The organism is Sphingomonas sp. Ell38C01, assembly GCF_055231975.1.
On the sequence record NZ_JBUYVA010000001.1, the window covers coordinates 1,032,127 to 1,050,828 of the forward strand.

19 protein-coding genes, 1 tRNA gene and 1 pseudogene are annotated in these 18,702 nt (G+C 55.4%); 12 read left to right on the forward strand and 9 right to left on the reverse strand.

What is annotated here, in order from left to right; translation table 11 throughout:
• Positions 1 to 4 precede the first annotated feature (4 nt).
• Both ACV7NO_RS04900 and ACV7NO_RS04905 read left to right on the forward strand, forming a co-directional pair.
• Positions 5 to 163 (forward strand): hypothetical protein, encoded by a 159-nt coding sequence (locus tag ACV7NO_RS04900; RefSeq protein WP_463404900.1) that lies wholly within the window; start codon positions 5 to 7, stop codon positions 161 to 163.
• Positions 164 to 255: 92 nt separating this feature from the next.
• Positions 256 to 804 carry a fasciclin domain-containing protein gene (locus tag ACV7NO_RS04905; RefSeq protein ID WP_463404901.1) on the forward strand — a complete coding sequence of 183 codons (549 nt, stop codon included), beginning with the start codon at positions 256 to 258 and terminating at the stop codon, positions 802 to 804.
• 141 nt (positions 805 to 945) lie between these two features.
• On the opposite strand, the gene ACV7NO_RS04910 is transcribed toward ACV7NO_RS04905, so the two are convergent.
• Complete coding sequence (locus tag ACV7NO_RS04910) at positions 946 to 1,662, reverse strand: DUF2490 domain-containing protein (RefSeq protein WP_463404902.1); 717 nt, start codon at positions 1,660 to 1,662, stop codon at positions 946 to 948.
• Between the two features lie 130 nt (positions 1,663 to 1,792).
• The gene (gene rlmB, locus ACV7NO_RS04915) at positions 1,793 to 2,548 is read right to left on the reverse strand and encodes a 23S rRNA (guanosine(2251)-2'-O)-methyltransferase RlmB (protein WP_463404903.1); all 756 of its coding nucleotides are present in this window, start codon (positions 2,546 to 2,548) and stop codon (positions 1,793 to 1,795) included.
• Between the two features lie 174 nt (positions 2,549 to 2,722).
• Here rlmB and ACV7NO_RS04920 point away from each other — a divergent pair.
• Positions 2,723 to 2,808: transfer RNA gene (locus tag ACV7NO_RS04920), tRNA-Tyr, on the forward strand.
• 5 nt (positions 2,809 to 2,813) lie between these two features.
• On the opposite strand, the gene ACV7NO_RS04925 is transcribed toward ACV7NO_RS04920, so the two are convergent.
• Positions 2,814 to 4,139 carry a tyrosine-type recombinase/integrase gene (locus ACV7NO_RS04925; protein ID WP_463404904.1) on the reverse strand — a complete coding sequence of 442 codons (1,326 nt, stop codon included), beginning with the start codon at positions 4,137 to 4,139 and terminating at the stop codon, positions 2,814 to 2,816.
• A gap of 147 nt (positions 4,140 to 4,286) precedes the next feature.
• Between ACV7NO_RS04925 and ACV7NO_RS04930 the strand changes: the two genes are divergently transcribed.
• The 7 genes and pseudogenes from ACV7NO_RS04930 to ACV7NO_RS04960 all read left to right on the forward strand — a co-directional run.
• Positions 4,287 to 4,490, forward strand: coding sequence for a helix-turn-helix transcriptional regulator (locus ACV7NO_RS04930; RefSeq protein WP_463404905.1), 204 nt, complete (start codon positions 4,287 to 4,289; stop codon positions 4,488 to 4,490).
• Position 4,491: 1 nt separating this feature from the next.
• Positions 4,492 to 4,740, forward strand: coding sequence for a hypothetical protein (locus ACV7NO_RS04935; protein ID WP_463404906.1), 249 nt, complete (start codon positions 4,492 to 4,494; stop codon positions 4,738 to 4,740).
• Positions 4,741 to 5,651: 911 nt separating this feature from the next.
• Positions 5,652 to 8,702, forward strand: a complete 3,051-nt coding sequence (locus tag ACV7NO_RS04940; protein WP_463404907.1) for a P-loop domain-containing protein — start codon at positions 5,652 to 5,654, stop codon at positions 8,700 to 8,702.
• Between the two features lie 139 nt (positions 8,703 to 8,841).
• Positions 8,842 to 9,390 (forward strand): recombinase family protein, encoded by a 549-nt coding sequence (locus tag ACV7NO_RS04945; protein WP_463404908.1) that lies wholly within the window; start codon positions 8,842 to 8,844, stop codon positions 9,388 to 9,390.
• Positions 9,391 to 9,442: 52 nt separating this feature from the next.
• Positions 9,443 to 9,634, forward strand: a complete 192-nt coding sequence (locus ACV7NO_RS04950; protein ID WP_463404909.1) for a DUF6771 family protein — start codon at positions 9,443 to 9,445, stop codon at positions 9,632 to 9,634.
• Between the two features lie 299 nt (positions 9,635 to 9,933).
• Positions 9,934 to 10,605 (forward strand): GNAT family N-acetyltransferase, encoded by a 672-nt coding sequence (locus ACV7NO_RS04955; protein WP_463404910.1) that lies wholly within the window; start codon positions 9,934 to 9,936, stop codon positions 10,603 to 10,605.
• A 119-nt stretch (positions 10,606 to 10,724) separates the two neighbouring features.
• Positions 10,725 to 10,904, forward strand: a pseudogene (locus tag ACV7NO_RS04960) (recombinase family protein); the annotation flags it as partial.
• Positions 10,905 to 11,405: 501 nt separating this feature from the next.
• On the opposite strand, the gene ACV7NO_RS04965 reads toward ACV7NO_RS04960, so the two are convergent.
• The 3 genes from ACV7NO_RS04965 to ACV7NO_RS04975 all read right to left on the reverse strand — a co-directional run bounded on the left by ACV7NO_RS04965 (position 11,406) and on the right by ACV7NO_RS04975 (position 13,849).
• On the reverse strand, positions 11,406 to 11,762 hold the full coding sequence (locus ACV7NO_RS04965) for a hypothetical protein (RefSeq protein ID WP_463404911.1): 357 nt from the start codon (positions 11,760 to 11,762) through the stop codon (positions 11,406 to 11,408).
• Positions 11,763 to 11,973: 211 nt separating this feature from the next.
• Positions 11,974 to 13,094, reverse strand: a protein-coding gene (locus ACV7NO_RS04970; protein WP_463404912.1) for an IS3 family transposase whose coding sequence is annotated in 2 segments (ribosomal slippage) — positions 11,974 to 12,848 and positions 12,848 to 13,094 — 1,122 coding nt in all. Because the reading frame shifts where the segments join, the coding sequence is not laid out codon by codon here.
• A gap of 149 nt (positions 13,095 to 13,243) precedes the next feature.
• The gene (locus tag ACV7NO_RS04975; RefSeq protein WP_463404913.1) at positions 13,244 to 13,849 is read right to left on the reverse strand and encodes a hypothetical protein; all 606 of its coding nucleotides are present in this window, start codon (positions 13,847 to 13,849) and stop codon (positions 13,244 to 13,246) included.
• 197 nt (positions 13,850 to 14,046) lie between these two features.
• Between ACV7NO_RS04975 and ACV7NO_RS04980 the strand changes: the two genes are divergently transcribed.
• The gene (locus ACV7NO_RS04980; protein ID WP_463404914.1) at positions 14,047 to 14,505 is read left to right on the forward strand and encodes a thermonuclease family protein; all 459 of its coding nucleotides are present in this window, start codon (positions 14,047 to 14,049) and stop codon (positions 14,503 to 14,505) included.
• Positions 14,506 to 14,701: 196 nt separating this feature from the next.
• On the opposite strand, the gene ACV7NO_RS04985 is transcribed toward ACV7NO_RS04980, so the two are convergent.
• From ACV7NO_RS04985 to ACV7NO_RS04995, 3 genes are all read right to left on the reverse strand, one after another.
• The gene (locus ACV7NO_RS04985) at positions 14,702 to 15,046 is read right to left on the reverse strand and encodes a hypothetical protein (protein WP_463404915.1); all 345 of its coding nucleotides are present in this window, start codon (positions 15,044 to 15,046) and stop codon (positions 14,702 to 14,704) included.
• 87 nt (positions 15,047 to 15,133) lie between these two features.
• Complete coding sequence (locus ACV7NO_RS04990) at positions 15,134 to 15,565, reverse strand: hypothetical protein (RefSeq protein WP_463404916.1); 432 nt, start codon at positions 15,563 to 15,565, stop codon at positions 15,134 to 15,136.
• A 121-nt stretch (positions 15,566 to 15,686) separates the two neighbouring features.
• Positions 15,687 to 16,244, reverse strand: a complete 558-nt coding sequence (locus ACV7NO_RS04995) for a hypothetical protein (RefSeq protein ID WP_463404917.1) — start codon at positions 16,242 to 16,244, stop codon at positions 15,687 to 15,689.
• A 554-nt stretch (positions 16,245 to 16,798) separates the two neighbouring features.
• Between ACV7NO_RS04995 and ACV7NO_RS05000 the strand changes: the two genes are divergently transcribed.
• Positions 16,799 to 18,136: a hypothetical protein gene (locus tag ACV7NO_RS05000; protein WP_463404918.1), complete on the forward strand. Its 1,338-nt coding sequence runs from the start codon at positions 16,799 to 16,801 to the stop codon at positions 18,134 to 18,136.
• Positions 18,137 to 18,702 lie beyond the last annotated feature (566 nt).

The following is an 18,702-nucleotide window of genomic DNA, read 5'->3' on the forward strand; positions in this document are numbered from 1 at the left end:
GTCCATGAGTCTCGACGACACGATCATCGACACGCCCGAAGGCCCGATGACCTTCGCGCAATGGAAGAAGAAGAACCCGGTCCAGCTGCCGTCGCGGCGAACGAAGGGCAAGGACCTGCCTAACAAGGTGAAACTGCGCACCGACGAAGACGATCCGAAGTAAAGTCCGGAAAATATAAAAGTTTCGTCCGCCGCATCCATGTGGATGCCGGTTCGTATCTCCGCCCGACACGATAGTCGTCACGGAGAGAAGCCATGAAAACATTCATCACCACCACGATCGCCGCCGTCGCCCTCGTCTCGGGCGGCGCCGCGATCGCGCAGAAGAACCCGATGGTCGGCGGCGCCGCGATGTACTCGACGAAGACCATCGTCGAGAACGCGTCGAAGTCGAAGGACCACACGACGCTGGTCGCCGCGGTGAAGGCCGCCGGGCTCGTCGAGACGCTGTCGGGTCCGGGCCCGTTCACCGTCTTCGCGCCGACCAACGCGGCGTTCAAGAAGCTGCCGGCAGGCACCGTCGACACGCTGCTGAAGCCCGAGAACAAGGATCAGTTGACCGGCGTGCTGACCTACCACGTCGTCCCCGGCACGATCACCGCCGCGGACATCGCCGCCAAGGCCAAGGCGGACGGCGGCAACGCGACCTACACCACGGTGCAGGGCGGCACGCTGACGTTCCACAAGGCGGGCAACGGCTGGGCTATCATGGACGGCAAGGGCCATATGGGCAAGATCACGATCGCCAACGTGAGGCAGTCGAACGGCGTGATCCACGTCATCGATACGGTGATGCTGCCGTAATCGCATAGCCAACGGTCCATCCCCGTTCGTGCCAAGCGTGTCGGGCACCGTTCTTTCTTTCCGGCGTTGCGGGAAGAAGGGGGGAGCTGCGACAAGCCCGGGGCGAGCGGGGAGGGATTCGGTCTCCATCTCGAAGGCCGTTCATGGTTCCGGAGTCGGCTCCATCGGTCCCACTGTCCGGACCACCGTCGGCGGCCTCACCCCGCGAGACAGCCGGATCGAGATGCCAATCACCGCGGCATGATTGATCGCGGTCCGTCCTTCGACCCGCCGCAGCCGCTGGTTGAGATAACCCAGTTCCAGCGCGGTCGAGTCGCTGACCGGCACCTGGAACCCGGCGAAACTCCATAGCTGGTCGAACCCGCGCCGCGCGCCCCAGTCGGTCGCATCGAGGTTGAAATAACCCTCGACCGAGGCGACCGCGGTGATTCCGCCGCTTTCGGACGTCAGTGGCGTCGCGAACAGCAGCTGCTGGACGAGGCGGAGGTTCATGTCGCGCCCGGTCGATCGCCAGCGCTGCTCGATCCGCGTCTGCGCCCGGATGCCGACGCGCCCGATCGCGCCGACGCGGTAGCCCGCCTGCTGGAACGCCCGGTATTCGCGCAGTTCGCCCAGGCCGCCCGCGGGTTCGATGAACAGATAGATCATGCCCCCCGACAGGATCAGCGATTCGCTCGCGCGGTACGAGATCACCGGGGGGATGAAGGTGACCGGCGCGGTCGCGGCATTGTCCGTCGTGAAGCGCGGCTGGATGTCGGTGCTGACGAACCAGTCGTCGGAAAGCGGCGCGGTGACCTGGATGCTGCCCCAGACCTGCTTGCCATGGACGGTCTGCGCGGTGGCGGCCGGTGCGGCCATGAGCGCCGCCAGCGCAGGTAGGATCGTCGATCGGTGCAAGCATCCCTCCCGATGCGGCCGGGTGTCCCGGTCCGCTATGGAAGAGATGCGCGCGGGGCGGGTTTGGTTCCCCCCTTGCGCGCGCGGGCTTCTACCGCGTCGCCACCGCATACAGCGCGATCGCACCCGCATTGGAGACGTTGAGGCTCTCCACCTTGCCGCCGATCGGCAGCTTGGCCAGTTCGTCGCAATGCGTTTCGGTGTTCTGGCGCATGCCCTCGCCCTCCGCGCCCAGCACGATCGCCACCTTGCGCTCGCCACCGATCCCGGTCAGCGCCTCGCCCAGCGTCTGCGTCGCGTGGCCGGTCAGCCCGATCCGCCAGTAGCCGGCTTCCGCCACCTCCTCCAGCGCGCGCGCCAGGTTGACGACACGCACCCACGGCACGCTCTCCAGCGCGCCCGACGCGGCGCGCGCGAGCGCTCCCGATTCAGGCGGCGCGTGTCGGTCCTGCGTCACGATCCCCAATGCGTCGAACGCGGCGGCGGAGCGCAGGATCGCGCCGACATTGTGCGGATCGGTCACCTGATCGAGCAGCACCAGCGGGCGCAGGTCGTCGCGCCCCTGGTCGAGCAGTTCGCCCAGCCACACGTCCTCGAGCGGATCGACCTCCGCCACCAGCCCCTGGTGCGGCGCGTCGGACGGGACCAGCCGGCCCAGATCGGCGACGTCCGCGAAGGTCACCTGCAACACCGGCGGCAGCTCGAGTGCGGCCAGCGCCTCGCGCGTGCCCCAGATCTTGCGCACCGTCCGCTCGGGATTGGCGAGCGCCGCGGTCACCGCGTGGCGGCCCCAGAAGCGGGGACGGTTCGACGGCGCCTGGCTCGGGCGATGGCCGCGCCGCGCCATCTAGCGCGTGCTCCGCGGGAGGAGAGGAATGGAGAAGATCGTATCGGTCATGCGGATCGACCTATGCGCGCGCCGCGCATCGCGCAACCTCGCGACGGATAAGGGCAACTGCGCGTTGACACGCCGCCCCCGCTTCGGCATTGGGCCGCTTCGCTTTTTCGAAAGCGCGCCCGTGGAAGGGTGGCCGAGTGGTTAAAGGCAGCAGACTGTAAATCTGCCCGTGCAAGCGTACGCTGGTTCGAATCCAGCCCCTTCCACCACAGCCCTAAGCGGCTGATTTAAAATCAGAAAGTTGATGACGGTTTGCGGGCGAGGTCGCCGCCTTGCTCGCCTCCGTGTGTAGTTCTGGTGTAATGTCGCCAGACGCCCCGATATTGAGCCCGCCTATCGCGTCATCGATGTGTTGCCCGAAAACGTGAACGTAGTGCATGACCATAGAGGCCGTCTTATGCCCGCTGATCTTCTGGATTGTCGGCACGTCGACCTTCTGTTTCACCAATGCCGTAATGGCGGTGTGTCGCATGACGTGCGGTGTGCAGACAGCCGGGTCTAGGCCAGCCCGCTTCGCCGATCGCGCGAATGCCGCTCTCATGTCGTCCCTATGCGGATTCTTCGTCCCCTGGCGTACAGCCGGGAATATCCAGCCCTTAGGATCGGCCTCTAGCTTCTGCTGACGTTTCAGGGCGTCACGTAACGCGGCGGTGATAGGCTGCTCGCGTTCGCCTGCCTTCGCCCGGTTGATCCAAATGCGGCATTGGTCGAAGTCGATTTCATCATAGCGGCGCTGAACGATCTCGCTGTGGCGCATCGATGCGTTGAGCCCGAACATGACGAACAGCCACGCTCGCGTATCCTGATCCTCGGCCGCGCCCTTCAACAACGCTTCGCGCTGGTCGTCGTTGAGGATATAAATTTTCTTACGTTCCTCGCGAGCCTTCGGAATCTCGGGCAGGTCCTCCTTCTTGATCCAGCCCCATTCCTTCGACGCTGCCCGGTTCAGCAGATGCTGTAGCGTCGCCATTTCGCGGTTGATTGTCGCGTCCTTGGCCCCCCCGTCCTTCCGCTTCTTGCGGTACAATTGCAGGCCGAACGTGCTCAGCTTGTCGAGGCGGTCGCTACCGAAGTGGGGGACAAGGTACATGGTGAGGTGCCGCCTCTTATTTTTCATGTCCTTGCCGCCGCTAGCTTCCATGCGGTCGATGTAGGTTTGTGCTGCCTCTGCGACGGTCCGGTGCAGTTTACGTCCTGTGGGCAGGTTCAGTCGGCTTTCGCGTGCCTTGGTGCGAAGCCCCTCGATAGCGCGCTCTGCCTGCTCGCGGGTAACGCCTTCACTTTCTCTTCCAACGACGCGGTGGATGCGCTGACCGTCTACCATGATGTTGATGGTGTAGCGAACGTCCCCGTTCACCTGCCGCTGAGCGACTATGCCGTGTTCCTCTAGCCGACCGCCCGGGGGAAGAGCGCGGATTTTCAGTCGCGTGAGCTTTTCAAATCGAATCGCCATAATTTCCTCCTCCAATCCGTCGATCGATGTATTTTCTGGATCGATGAGAGTCAATAGAGGGTCAAAAGCGCAGATGAATGCGAACAATCAGAACTAGATACTTAAACTAGTTTGCTAGTACTTTTATATTAGTCTTATCCGGTTATAGTATATACTCGCGTCCAGCGATTTTATGCATTGACAGCGGAAATCACATAGCTATTTGACCCGCATCAACCACGTGTAGGTCGGCTTATGCCCAAGATATGCTTGAAGTCTGCTAGGAATGGCGAGGTCGGACGACTGAACCGGCAAGAGGCGGCTGAATACCTAGGGCTTTCGCCTTCAACACTTGCCGATTGGCACCGAAAAGGGCTTGGTCCGGCAAGTATTAAGGTGGGAGGACGGCGCTTCTATAGGGTTGATGCTCTCAACGTTTTTATCAGTGAAGGAAGGTAAAATGACACTTACGCACGCTCAATACGAGTCGGTTGAGGCTATTCTTAATCCTATCAGGTCCGGCCGGACCAATATCGTGCGTCGTAAGCGCAAGAGCCTTGGAGAGACGGACGTTGTCGCCGGCGTTCTTGATGAAGTGCTTCGCCGGGAATGGTCCGCATTCGAACTCGACGGCTCGATCGTGATCTTCCGGCCCGGTTCGGCGCAATGGTTGGTAAATCCGCAGACGATCGACTTGCCGGGCGTTTAACTCGGTTGGTGATGGAGTGCTCTGCCCCGTCATGCGTCAGAGCACTCTCTCTTCGATCCGTCGCCTCTTTAGGTATCCGACATTTCAGGCATCGCGCCAGCGGTCGTCAGGATCGTCTATTTGGCCGACTGGCATTGAAAGGGGCGGGTCGGCAAAAGGGCTGACGGTCGTTGGCGTTGATTCCACAGGGTCACGGACCTCAACGCTTACATCAGCGCCGGTGATAGATGAATGACGTTCGCAAGGGACGTGTGCCCCTATACGTCGCGATCCATGAGGCGGGGCACGCGGCGGCAATGCTATCTGCCAAGCCACCTCTCTGGATCGACTATCTGCGTGTAGGCGGTGATGATCCCGGCATCCTCGGCTTCACCGCAGCGAAGGCCCGATTTCAGCCCTCCTACTCGTCATCCCTCGCGGAACACCGCTTCCGGGGAAGCAGTCGCATCGGCGTAACATTCAACGGATGGCAGCGAGCTGAGGCGATAGCTGATGAACGTCAGGAACTAACCGAGGGCTCGGATGAAGCTCGCATACGGCTGCGACTGCAATGGTTGGCACCGGATCGGATCAATCTCGAATGCGCGCGAGTGCGGGACCTAGTCGCGCGGACCGTGCGTGTGCATTGAAGGCGCACAATACGCTACGCTATTGCCTTCACCACAAAAAGAGATCGATTGAGATGATTGCAACGCTAGTGTAGCGACCAGCCGCAAGCTCAGTTTGAAGCTAGGCAAGGCAATATGCTGCTTAGTCACCATAAAGCTAAGAAATAGTTGTAAAAATATCCGTTGCCTTCGATGATCCAATCAAATAATAAAGCATCAGATTTTTACTTAGGCAACTTATCAATAAATATATTTAGATATAATTCTCACGTTACACCTCCAAGATAGTAAATGGAGCCGGTTGTGCTAGATACGCAGTTCTCTATCTATGATAATGAGGCGTTGCTGTATCGACTCCACGAGGGCTTAGAAGACGGCACTAAGCCAGTTGTGTTTGTTGTTGGCGCTCCTCTCACGTCAACGCATAGCGGGATACCAGGAGTGGCTGATGTTGAGGGCGTAATCGACCTAATAACACAGCGATTTTCTCACCAACCAAATCAGCTCAAACTTTTAAACGAAGCGATTATAAAGTCCGATAATCCTTATCAGGCTGCGTTCAACTTCGTTGCTGGTAGGTCGAGTCCAGATGCGGCGAATATTTTTGTCCGGCGGGCCGTCTCCTCGGCGCTTGTGGCGAAAGGATCAATCGACTGGGACGAACAGGTGCGCAGGCTACCGCCCGAACAGCTGGCGACGTTAGATGGCAGTGTAGACGCTTGGAACCTCCCTCCTGCCGTAGATGCGTTGGGGCAATTAATAGCACGATTTCCTGATAGATTTGGACGCATCGTTTTAACTTCCAATTTTGATCCCTTGATCGAAGTCGCTATTAATAAGCATGGTGGGTCAAGTTGGAGGACATCACTTTCAAGTGACGGATCTCTTTTTCAAAGTAAGGCGCATGGGTGTCAGGTTGTTCACATTCATGGCTATTGGCACGGAACAGATACCTTACACACAAGTCAGCAATTACTAAAGAGTCGACCAACTCTTGCGAATGATCTTTTAAAATTACTAGAAGGGTCAATAGTAGTTGTAATTGCGTATGGCGGCTGGGAAGATATATTTACGACTGCAATTCGGGGCGTTGTTAGCAACGAGAATCTTCTGCCTGAGATACTATGGACCTTTTATGGTAACGAAATACGGGCAAATGAATATCTCGAAAGCACCTTAACCCCGGGAATACTGCGCAGCCGCGTTACTTTGTACAAGGGTATCGATGCTCATGCATTTTTCCCGGAATTATTAGCATTATGGGATGGAAAGCCACTTCAACCCGCTGTCCCAACAGAAAGTAGCGATGGCGAACAAAAGTCGGTGCTGCGGGACTCCCGTCGCTCTCGTCTATTTAGATTGTCGCCGCTGGAATGTGATCGACCGCCAAACGTAGAAATTTGGGTGGGCCGCGAAGATGAGATGCGGGCGCTAGAAACGTCAAGCGCTAAGGTTGTCATAATATGTGGGATCGGCGGCGAGGGAAAGTCGGCGCTTGCATCGCATTTTATCAACCGCCTTGAGGACGGCGATTCTTCATACAGGTTCTGGGACTGGCGCGATTGCAAAGAGCAAAGTGATAGAATTAGAACCCAGATAACGGAAATGATCGTTAGATTTTCCGGAGGAAGAGTTCTATCTGATGATTTGACGGATTCTGACGATCAAGAACTTGTAGAAGTTCTTATAGACCAGACATTAGATGCACAAGCCGTTCTGGTTTTAGATAACGTAGATAGCTACGTTGATTTAGAAAATAGAACATTCACTGGACTACTAGCAACGCTAGTACAAGCAATGTCAAATTCAAGTTCTTCCTCGAGATTAATGCTTACATGTAGGCCTGATGTTCAATATACATCAGCATCCATTATTACATTTTCAATCAAGGGAATATCAGACGAGGAGGCTATCGCGTTATTTAAGGCGCGTAATCCGGGTCTGTTGATACCAGACGATGATGTAAAAGAGGCTCGGGAGATAACAAACGGTCATGCGTTTTGGCTCGACCTCCTAGCGGTCCAGATCAATAAAGTGCCCGGCACCACGCTTAGAAAATTAATCAGCGACATGAAGCGCGGCGAGGGTAACGTCCCCGACGTCCTTTCTTTTATATGGGATAAGCTGGCACTCCGCGAGCAGACACTCCTTCGGTTGCTCGCAGAAGCGGTTCGCCCAGAGACCGAGAAGCAGATTGAACGTTTTGCTGCATCAGAACTGGGTTACGCAAAATTTAATCGTGCATTTCGAGCGCTTAAGGCTTTAAATCTTGTTGTTGTAAAGCCAGTGGCAAATGCACCTGATTTATTCGATCTTCACCCACTTGTTCGTCAATTTGTACGAAATCGATATCATGCCTCTCAAAGGGCGGGATTTATACGAGTTGTAATTGTACAATATCGAGCAATTATAGGCGATATCGGAGCTATGCTTGGCATACATATGCCATTTGCGATGCTCGAACGCTGGTCTCAGAAAGTAGAGCTTGAGGTTTCTGCTGGATTATTCGACGATGCGTTCGAAACGCTAGCTAACGCCGAGGATGCACTTCTAGGAGGTGGTCATACGCAAGAATATGTTAGAGTTTCTCGTCTGTTATTTGAAGCGATAGAATGGGAAACCGCATCTACAAAGTACAAAAGGTTTGATAGAACGGTATCTGTAACCGTAAGCGCGCTAGACCAGCTCGGTGATTACACGTCAGCCGATGCAATGATGGCGAATTACGAAAATACTATACCAGAGAAGACGGCCAGATATATTCAATATTGCGACGTACGTGCATTTTCTCACTGGACGCGTAAGGAATTTGAGTTAGCGGTTGAGTGGGCGTCACGCGGTGTGAGATTAAAGGAAGAGTCAAACGTCGATACAGTATTTGACTGTTTGCATACGCTCGCGTTAGCCCAGAGGGATAGCGGCGACCCTGCCACCGCCCTTGGTCGGTTTCTCCTTGGTCATGATTTGGATAACCTGACAGACCCTTCTTACCCCATAAGTGGCAATGGTCCGCTATACGGAAACGTTGGAAGATGCCTGCAAATGATGAATAGGACAAGCGAGGCTCTTATTTGTTTTAAGAGGTCAATTAGCTTGCTTGAGAACGATATAACTCTGCATAGTAAATCAAACCGAGCATATGCAAGAAAATGGATTGCTGAGGCGCTTATTGACCAAGGGAATCGTGAGCTTGCAGAAGGATTTTTGGTTGATGCGATCCGCGTTCTTGGCCCGTCTGCTCCTTTGCGGGTACGAGAGCTTATCCAACAGCTAGATGATTTACGAGAAGGTGACGCGCGCATAATGAGTGAGAGCACCGCAACTAGGTTGGTTGTAAGCTGGATTGGAAGCTAAGTGCATTAAGACGATGTTTTTTGAGTACACCCGAGTGAGACAGGCGCGCGAGACACAGGGTGTGTCTCAATAGAGTTGACTCAGGAACAAAAAGACGTACGACTCCGATCTTCTAGAGTCTATTGAGACGGAGTCGGTGATGCTGGTTGGCTATGCAAGGGTGTCGAGCGCGGGACAGTCGCTAGAGATTCAGACCGATGCATTGAACGCTGCCGGATGCGAAAAGCTGTTCGCGGAAAAGCAGAGCGGGACCAGCACCGACAACCGCGCCGCCCTTAGCGATGCTCTCGACTTTGTCCGCGAAGGCGACACATTCATTGTAACCCGGATCGACCGGCTGGCGCGGTCTGTTGCCGACCTGGAGTCGATCGTCGCCAAGGTCAAAGCGAAAAGGGCTTTCCTCAAAGCGATCGAGCAACCAATCGATACCTCCACACCCGCCGGTGTAGCCTTTCTTCAAATGCTAGGTGTATTTGCTCAATTCGAAACCGCGATCCGTCGCGAGCGGCAGATGGAGGGAATTGCCAAGGCGAAGGCGGAATGCCGCTACAAGGGCCGTAAGCCAACCGTCGATGCAGGGCAGGTCCGTGCGCTCAAAGCGCAGGGGGTCCGACCCGTCGATATCGCTGCTCAACTCGGGATCGCACGAGCGAGCGTATATCGGGCGCTAGAAGCCCCGCAACCGTGATGACGATCATGACGGTTGACCCGAATTGAATGTTCATGCTCTGTTCTATGTGATGGAACAGCCTAGCCCCCACTCGCTCGCCAGCATGATACTTACCGCGCCCGGTTGGGTTAGAGTTGGCATTACCGCTCCCAGCGAACGGTTAAGGCGGGAAGCGGCCTTCGAGCTGGCGACTGCGATCGTGGAGGGCTTGGAGCATCCCCAGCCTGTCCATGATCGACGGCAGATCGCATTGCCGTTGTAGGGTGAGCGCCAATCGTCGTTTCTCGACGCTTTCCGATTTAGAGAGGATAGCCAAGAACCTCGAATGCCGGTGCGCGTGTGGGCATCGGTCCACGGTCGATGGGCAGAAGCTGTTTCGGTGGTTCTTGGTCAATCGCTGGGATACGCGTCTGTGGGCGGTAAGGGATCGCCTGCGGTGCACGCGGTGCGGCAGCAGACCATATGGGGTCAGTACATAGAACGGACCCAGATATACGCTAACGATGGCCGACCGATGGGTGGTCAGTTGCGGCGCGGACTGTGGCTCGGTATGAGATGCCGATGACCGATGTACCGCTAGGCCCGATCGTTTCCGAAGCAGTCCGACCGCTCCCCGCGTTTGAACGGCACGTTGGTCACTCCGTTGTCCTCGAACCATTGGCGGCGTCCCATGTGGCCGACCTCTGGGACGCGGCTCGATCAGCCGACCTGTCCTGGGCCTATCTGCGATACGGGCCCTTTCCGACAGAGGGTGCGCTTGCCGAACATGTCGGCCGGATCACCCAGCTCGAACATCAGCCCTTCTTCGCAATCATGCCGGCGTCCAGCGGGAAGACCGAAGGCTGGGCCTCATTCTGTGACATTGCGCCGGCCGATGCCGCGATCGAAATCGGCAGCATCTGGTTTTCGCCCCGCCTTCAACGGACCCGGGCGGCCACGGAGGCGGTGTTCCTCATGATGGAACATGCCTTCGCGCTCGGTTATCACCGTGTCGTGTGGCGCTGTAATGCACTGAACGCGGCATCCGTGCGGGCGGCACGGCGTTTCGGTTTCACCGGCGAGGGCATCTGGAGAGGTGACGGTATCGTCAAAGGCCGTCGCCGCGACACGGCCTGGTTCTCGATCCTGGAAGCGGAATGGCCCGCTCAAAGGTCGCGTCTTGCGACGTGGCTCGATGACGGCAACTTTGATGCGACCGGCAAAGCCAGGCGATCGATGTCGGAAATCACCTGATAGGCGACACCCCCGACTTGTCCTGTCGTCGTGCTGATCCTGCCTTCGGTCATATCGTTCGACAAACCCTGTCGCTTTGATAGGGTGTACGAGAACGAGGTTTTCGGGGTTTGTCGTACATGCTGGTCGGATATATGCGGGTGTCGTCGGCCGACGATCGCCAGACAGTGGATCTTCAGCGCGACGCGCTGGTCGCAGCCGGCGTCGATCATCGGCACCTCCATACCGACAAGGCATCGGGCACGCGTGACGATCGACCGGGGCTGAAAGCCTGCCTCGACTATCTGAACGCGGGCGACACGCCATCATCCGACCTCAGACCGCTTCGCCAGACCCGCGCCGTCGAAGGGCCGGCAAAACCTTAGCGTATATCTGGGTCCGTTCTATGTACCGACCCCCATATGAGGTCCGCCCCTCCAACATGGTCCCTACAGCCCCAGATCGGTTTCCTCGCGACGAGGCTGCTTGGAAGCAGAAGATTAGGAGGCTTCGAGACTGAAATAATGCCGGAATTGCTGCCTATCGGCTAAGTATCACAGCAGCAATCAACATCAAGAACGTAGCCGCCAAAAGCGCACTTATGACATAGACGAAAAATACAGCCCAATAAAAGAGCGGATTATCCGCTCTTTTGATTGACCAACCGATTCCTCGCGCCCGTCCTCTACGCAAGGAATCAATCGTCTGATAGCCGGAGCCAACCACGAACAATAAAACAAAAAGCGCGGCGCCAACGAGCATCATCACATTTTAACATCATGATCGACGTTGGCAACCGATAGCATTACTTGTACCCCGGATTAAGCACGATACAATTCAATGAACCTAGATTTCTCGACATTAAGTGACGTGTCAGCATCAATGCTGATTAGCTCGATGCCGTTATGGGCACATATGGTTGCAATAGCTTTCGCGTTATCAATGGCGGTTGCCAGTGTTCTTTCGATTTCTATCTTTGGGTAAAGAAAGCCGACCTCCCACCCACCGGTATTGAACCATCCCTGCGCGGATAGTTCGTCGGCTGTTCGCCTAAGTTGCGACAGATCACCGGTTAGGTAGCATGTTAACCAAATCATACGACGATCGAAACTCACATCCCCCTCGGCCACGTTGAAATTTGCAGTTATCTGTTGTTCCATCGGTGCGCTACAGCCCATTCCGGTAATAGGCCTTATCGGACCAACAACCGCAAGTGGGCGCTCTCGGTCATTCGACCCGATCGCGACCCGAATGTCAGGGATTGGTGGGAAGCGGACTGGCCGCTTTAGGGAAAGCCGATGGCGGTATCCGCCGTTCAGGGCGGCGTGCCACTTTCCGGAAAGGACGACGAAGCGGGAAAGCCGACTTGGTATGACCTGCTCCCCGTTTTCAGGCCGCTGATAAGTTAGCTTCGGTGTCCATATGCCCCTGGCGGGGGCGGTTCGTAAACTCAGCGGGTGCCAACCCGCCAAGGCTGCTGTGCGGACGCACGGTGTTGTAGTCCGTCCGCCATGCCTCGATGATCCGTCTTGCTGCAGCCAGCGAGGGGAACAGGTGCTCGTTCAGGCACTCGTCGCGCAAGCGACCATTGAACGATTCCACAAAGCCATTCTGCTGCGGCTTGCCCGGGGCAATGTAGTGCCACTCGACGCCGGTGTCCTGGCACCAGGCGAGGACGGCGTGACTGGTCAGCTCGGTCCCATTATCGCTGACCACCATGCATGGCAGCCCGCGACGTTCGGCGATGGCGGCCAGTTCGCGAACGACGCGCCGCCCTGACAGCGAGGTATCGACGATGCACGCGAGGCATTCGCGGCTGTAGTCGTCGATCACATTCAACAGTCGGAACCGCCGGCCGCAGGCCAATGCATCCGATACGAAGTCGAGCGACCAGCGCTGGTTAGCTTCTTGCGGGATCGCCATCGGCGCTCGCGTTCCCAGCGCCCGCTTGCGGCCGCCACGCTTGCGCACCGTCAGCCGCTCCTCGCGATACAGCCGGTACACCTTCTTCAGGTTCATGCCCTTGCCCTCACGCCGCAGCAGGATCGCCAGCCGCCGGTAGCCGAACCGACGACGCTCGTTGGCGATCTCGCGCATCCGCTCGCGGACCGCATCGTCCTTCCCGCGCAGCGGCTCATATTGCCATGCCGACCGATTGACCCCGATCAGTCTACAGGCACGACGCTCGGAGAAGCCGCGGTCGGCCATCAGCTTCTCCACCGCAGCGTAGCGATCCGCAGACCGGGTCAGTTTTTTCCCAAGAGATCCTTCAGCGCCGACACGTCGAGCATCGATTCCGCCAGCAGCTTCTTCAGCCGTCGGTTCTCGTCTTCCAGCGTCCGCAACCGCGCCGCCTCCGACACCGTCATCCCGCCGTACTTAGACTTCCAGTTGTAGAACGTCGCGTCGCTGATCCCGTGCTTCCGGCACAGCTCGGCGGTCTTCACGCCAGCCTCATGCTCGCGCAGCATCCCAATGATCTGATCCTCGGTAAATCGGCCTCGCCGCATCACTCGTCTCCATCTGACGAGCTAACTTACCAATGGCATGATTTCTGGGGAGCAGGTCAGGTACTATCATGCGAACTCAGCCGGGTCTCGACTAAAGTTTTGAAATTAATCAGTTTGGAATAGTTTGCGAAGCCGACGAGAACGTTGCGCTAAGCTTCTTGCGTGCTATTGGATTCCTCGGCTTCTACAGCGAGCTTAAGCGCACTTATCCAAACCTGATTTTCGTTAACGAATGCGGTCATAATAGATTGGGTTTGATCTACAAAGCTTCCGCCAAAGGGCCGGACTGACTCTACAATGCTCCACCAAGCACCGGTCATCAGCTCTAGGTCGTCAATCATCCGAAGTTCTATGGTTTGTCTCAACTCCGGCAACCTGTCCCTGCATTCCAAACCTGCGTTCATATAAAGACGCGGCAGACCGGTCCAGTGAACAACCGTGGAGTACCATGACCATACGGCCATATCGACATTTAAGTCCGGCCAGTCTTGCGGGGGTATCTGTCTCAAACGTGAGACCGATGCCTCATGATTTTTTAGGTCAAGCTCAAAGTTTTTAATCCATCTATGCAGGCCTGCCTCGTCATCAATCCATTCGTCAATCTGCCTTCGGACGAGCATATAGCAGGTTCTCAGCACTACTGCTGAAGTGCTAAGGACGACGCGAGCGAAAGCCTCATCTTTGCGTTTCTGCTCCTTCTTGCGCCTAATATCTTCTCTTGAAACGATGAATATCGAGATTGCGATTGCAACCACCGATCCGACTGCCTGCACCCAGGCGGGGAGATCGAGGCTTGTCGGACCAATAGCAGTTGGCATAATTCACCCCGCAAGCGTCGGCGAGCGCGTTTCAGTCGTGCGGCTTCCACCATCGACGCGAGAATGCCAGCACATCGCAGCGTCCGCTAGTGGGCGAAACCGGTCGTTCAATAATCAGGCGGTAAGGGTGGTTCATGAACCCCGGCACCGTCCCCATCATCCTCACCAGCGCCGCCGCGATCGGGCTAGCGATAGGCCTTGCCCCTATAGTCGACGTAAGGTCGATCCTGCCTGGTCACGAAGCGACGATATCGGGATGCACCGTAACCGATGGCGATACGATCCGGTGCGGTGGCGAGCGCATACGCTTGCTTGGTATCGACGCGCCCGAGCTACCGGGTCATTGTCGTGCTGGACGTCATTGCGCCCCCGGTGACCCTGTTGCCGCCACCGACAGCCTTCGCGTGGCGCTGACGCGCAAACTCCTTATCAACCGAATAGGGATCGATCGCTACGGACGTACCCTTGCCACTGTCACCAGCGACGGACGCGACCTATCATGTTTTCAGTTGCGAAGTGGGAACGCGGTTTACCGGAAAGACTGGGACAATGGCGGTCGAGTTGCTCAACTATGCCCGGAATATTCGGACTGATGTCCTCAAGTCCTATCACGCCTTTCAGATATGCCCTAGATTGCCCTCAGAAGCCCGTACAGAGGTGATGTATCAATTTAGCTACGCATATAGCATTCCAAGGCCAATACCGCTTGTAGGCCACCTGAGAGCAAATTAAAGTATAATCAATTATTATGTCTTTAGTTTGGTCAGGGATGGGGTCAAACCATATGAATCACAGCGAGGATATTATTACGCCTCTCTGGTGCTGATATTCTTCCTCAGTGATGGTCCTCGCTAACCTTAGATCATCAAGGCGCGACAAACGAGTTTCGATGCTGACTTGGGCTGACTTAACAGTCGGTTCGGGTCGCCTGGGCACGGGGTCGATCCGCACCCGGGGTGGTTGCTTTGCCGACTTGGTCAAGCCCGCAGTGGCAATCACCGCGAGTGTGCCCAGCGCCAGCCCACCCATAATCATTCCCCAGAATCCTCCCAAAAGATTGCCGACGAACCCACCCAGCCCCATCGCAATCATTCCAATTACGGTGGATTGCTGATCGCCGCTCTTATCTCGCATGCAGTGAGGGCAAACCTCACCCGAGAATGGAATATCCTTACCGCAACCACTGCACCGCATCAGTCACCTGCCACTTAGCGTTTAATCCTACTTAACGAGTTCTGCGAAATTTGGCGACGCAATAACCGTCCCAATCAAATCCTGGACCGCTGGCGTAAATGCCTGGGCAACGTTGTTGCAAGCGGCAGGTGCCGAAAATCCGCTTCGAAAGTTATAGGTCGTCTCGAACATGTACGATTTGCCGTTCGAGGAACGCAACTCTAGCGCAATGAACCAGACGCCTTTGCTGGTTCCAAGACCAGACGACGAATTGATAGAGCTAAGTCGTCCGCTTAGCGTTACACGCGGGTTGCTTTCGGCATAGGCGTTCGCCAACCTAAGCTCATCTGTTAGTGCGCCCCGAATATATTGGGCGTGTGTTTTGCCGTCCTGTAAACGAACCTCGCCGATTCCACGGCATTTGGTATCGTCCTTGGCGGGTTCTAAAATCTCCCCAACGCCGATGCCAGCCAGTTTCATGGATCGAAGAGCTAAAACATTACCCGTCGAGGGATTGTAGCGAGAGACGACGGGAGTTGCGCAGCCGCTTACCAACAGCGCTATCGCCAATACGGACGTTTTCATATCACTATCCCTAACATCAAAACTTGTAGGTTTCCGAGGCGCTGGACCCATCGCTCGACAGAGTGGTGACGGTGCGACCCTCGATTGTGAATGTTAGAACTTCATCATACGGACCATCGCGCCAGCGCCCTGGTCCATCGTCGCCAAAAGCGTCCACGCCTCGCCAGACGATGCGATTACCGGCGATGCGACAATCCGATGTCCAGAGTTTCTTGTCATCGGGTCGCCGGTATTTGATGCGGGTGATACCGCCGCCCAAATCGGCGGAAGTCATCGTATTCGGGTCGCGTCCGAAGACGGCGGCGATACCGGCGCGACAGATCATCTGTCGCTGCTCGGTGCTGTAGGTTCTCTCCGGTGCACTGCTGATGTCAGAACTCGAAATCTGCGGTGTGTCGGTGGCGACCGGGGTGACCTCAGAAGTGGTAGTCTTGCTGCATTGGCTTAGCACTAGCGCGATCACGCCAATCGCCACCGCCGGCACCGCGAGGCATCCCAGAAGTGCCGACCAGCCACCCTCAAAGGTGCGGTCAGCGAAGCCCTTCCGAACCTGTTCTTCTCCGTCTTGATCCATAAGGCCCCCTTTCAATCCAAGGGGCGCTCCGGCGGTGAGCCGGCTGTTGGTAAACCCTGCACTCGGACAAGGCCGCTACCGCTTTTAGGGTAGGACCTTGGACATGGCGGCAGCCAGCCGGCCGAGAAAGCTCGACCGGACCGAATGACAAGGGGTTACCACGCCCCACACGACCGATTTCAGGGCGTGCGCGACGTTGATGCACAAAAGCGCGGTGGAGGGCAATGCCCTTCTCAAAAATCACGATGTCCTAGATATAGTAGTAGGGGGTTACGGTAGCCCCTTCTTAGAGCATGAAGTAAATATCTGAACCTCACACAGTAATAGATTTAGTAATAGATTACAATAATACCGGTGTTCGCAGATAAAGCGGCGCCTCTCACCGTGTAGTCTTCGATTTATCTTGGCATCTTTCTCGAAGATGAATATAGGGCGCCTGCACGACGAAGAAACCGTCCCCTATATGGTTCCTCTGGTGTGCGTGGTCCCTATCCTCTTTATTTTTTTAATTAAGAAGGAGATTCAATATATGTTTAGAGAAAGAATGAATACCAATGAGTTCAAAGAAAAATAAGATATGTTCTAACGGAAAACATACGATCCCATTAAAGGGATTGATAGAAACGCATATGTCTCTCAACCGCATTGCATCGTCAGATGAGGCTAAGAGCCTTGTCAAAGAGTTGGTTGAGAAGACCCATGAGGGCCTGTACAAGCCTCAGGATAAAGCGATAGCCGCCATGGGTGCGGTTGTAGCGGACCTGCTGACCCTAATCGACGGTCATCCTGACAGCTACTGCTACCGATCCGTCAGAAATGATTCATTTAATGGCTGCGGCGTCGGTCGTGTCGTTGCGATTAATGCCCTGAAATCGCTCGAAAAGGGCGGGTATTTAACTTGGGAACGCGGCTCTAAGAAATCTACCCATAAGAGCCACAAGGACGACAAGGCATCCCAATTCGTAGTAACTCCTCTCTTTAAAGAGAGGGCGAAAGCCCATGGGATTACAGCTAATCACTTAGCCAGACATTTTAGTCCTAATTATAAGAAGCCCATTGGTGATGCTGTACGTCTGCGCGGAAGTCGCGAAGGTGATTGGCATAAAAGACCAAAGAGGGGTAGGAAATTACCCGTAGATTGGCACCACCCTAAGGTGGTTGAATCTAAAACTAAAATCGACGAGTTGAATAGATTTTTGGACGGGTTTGACATTACCGCCTTTACCGGTGGTAGCAAAGTTAAATGTCACCGATCATTATTCCGGGCATTTAGTCAGGGGGGTAAGGCAGGGTATAATTACGACAAGGGCGGCCGCATTTATTCAGATGGTGAAAGCTATCAGAGCATGAGTAAGGCGGACCGTTCGAGTATCAAAATTAACGGCGATGCTACAGTGGAGATCGATATCAGGGCCTGTCAGCCGGCAATCTTGCACGCGAAAGCGGGTATGCCGCTAGACCCGAATATCGATCCATACGATGGGATTGGTATTGATCGGGGTGTTGCAAAAGCGTTTGTGATGCAGCTCATGGGTAGCAGTAACATTCCAGATCGATGGTCACCGGAAACAGTCGCTAATTACGCGGAGAAGAACGACGGTCGATGCCTCATATGCGATCATCCATTTAAGAAAGTGAGAGAGGCAGTCCTAGACCACTTCCCATTATACAGAAAATGGGAAGATATTGACGTAACATGTCATGATTTGCAGTATCTTGATAGCGAGATAATGCTTGAAATATTAATGGTCCTGGCAAACAAGGGATTGCCAGCGTTACCCGTTCATGATTCTCTTATCATCCGAGTTGAAGATATGAAGATCGCGGAGGAGGTGATGTCGATGGTGTTTGAGAACAAAACCGGTGTAAAACCATATATAAAGCGATGTTAAATCTAATTAACACTAGGTTTATCTAAATTTAGATAAGTTTACGTAAACATGAATAAAATCTGAATGTGACTTAATACCTTTAGGACCGGCAGCGCTAAACCAATAGTGCAGGCCGGTCAGAGGTGTTTATCACGATACTCACATACCGAATGCACGACGATTTTCTAGGATCAAACACAGAGAGCTTTAACGTAGAGAGTGCATCCATGGTTTGGATGAAAGTCACTGTTCTACCGCTGGTGCGACCTTTTCCCGCCCTCGCGCACGTAGATTGCGGGTCATAGTCGTGTGTAATTCTGGTGTAATTGCGCACGGAATCCGCCGGAATTTCTCGTAAATCCTCGCAATCGTAGGAGACGAGAAGATGGTGTAATTTCCCGTAAAATCAACAATTTCGTTGCTTCTCGCTATTTCTCGCAATCGCAGGGGACTTGACTGTAAATCTGCCCGTGCAAGCGTACGCTGGTTCGAATCCAGCCCCTTCCACCATCCCCCGCACATCGCCGATGACGAACCCCGACGTTCCCCTGCCTCGCGGCGACCGTCACGGATTCGTCACGCGAATC

Bases quoted from the DNA above. Each gene is read 5' to 3' on its own strand.
- ACV7NO_RS04900 (WP_463404900.1), top strand. From the start codon at position 5: ATGAGTCTCGACGACACGATCATCGACACGCCCGAAGGCCCGATGACC.
- ACV7NO_RS04905 (WP_463404901.1), top strand. From the start codon at position 256: ATGAAAACATTCATCACCACCACGATCGCCGCCGTCGCCCTCGTCTCG.
- ACV7NO_RS04910 (WP_463404902.1), bottom strand. From the start codon at position 1,662: ATGGCCGCACCGGCCGCCACCGCGCAGACCGTCCATGGCAAGCAGGTC.
- rlmB (WP_463404903.1), bottom strand. From the start codon at position 2,548: ATGGCGCGGCGCGGCCATCGCCCGAGCCAGGCGCCGTCGAACCGTCCC.
- ACV7NO_RS04930 (WP_463404905.1), top strand. From the start codon at position 4,287: ATGCCCAAGATATGCTTGAAGTCTGCTAGGAATGGCGAGGTCGGACGA.
- ACV7NO_RS04935 (WP_463404906.1), top strand. From the start codon at position 4,492: ATGACACTTACGCACGCTCAATACGAGTCGGTTGAGGCTATTCTTAAT.
- ACV7NO_RS04945 (WP_463404908.1), top strand. From the start codon at position 8,842: ATGCTGGTTGGCTATGCAAGGGTGTCGAGCGCGGGACAGTCGCTAGAG.
- ACV7NO_RS04950 (WP_463404909.1), top strand. From the start codon at position 9,443: ATGGAACAGCCTAGCCCCCACTCGCTCGCCAGCATGATACTTACCGCG.
- ACV7NO_RS04955 (WP_463404910.1), top strand. From the start codon at position 9,934: ATGACCGATGTACCGCTAGGCCCGATCGTTTCCGAAGCAGTCCGACCG.
- ACV7NO_RS04965 (WP_463404911.1), bottom strand. From the start codon at position 11,762: ATGGGCTGTAGCGCACCGATGGAACAACAGATAACTGCAAATTTCAAC.
- ACV7NO_RS04980 (WP_463404914.1), top strand. From the start codon at position 14,047: ATGAACCCCGGCACCGTCCCCATCATCCTCACCAGCGCCGCCGCGATC.
- ACV7NO_RS04985 (WP_463404915.1), bottom strand. From the start codon at position 15,046: ATGCGAGATAAGAGCGGCGATCAGCAATCCACCGTAATTGGAATGATT.
- ACV7NO_RS04990 (WP_463404916.1), bottom strand. From the start codon at position 15,565: ATGAAACTGGCTGGCATCGGCGTTGGGGAGATTTTAGAACCCGCCAAG.
- ACV7NO_RS04995 (WP_463404917.1), bottom strand. From the start codon at position 16,244: ATGGATCAAGACGGAGAAGAACAGGTTCGGAAGGGCTTCGCTGACCGC.
- ACV7NO_RS05000 (WP_463404918.1), top strand. From the start codon at position 16,799: ATGAGTTCAAAGAAAAATAAGATATGTTCTAACGGAAAACATACGATC.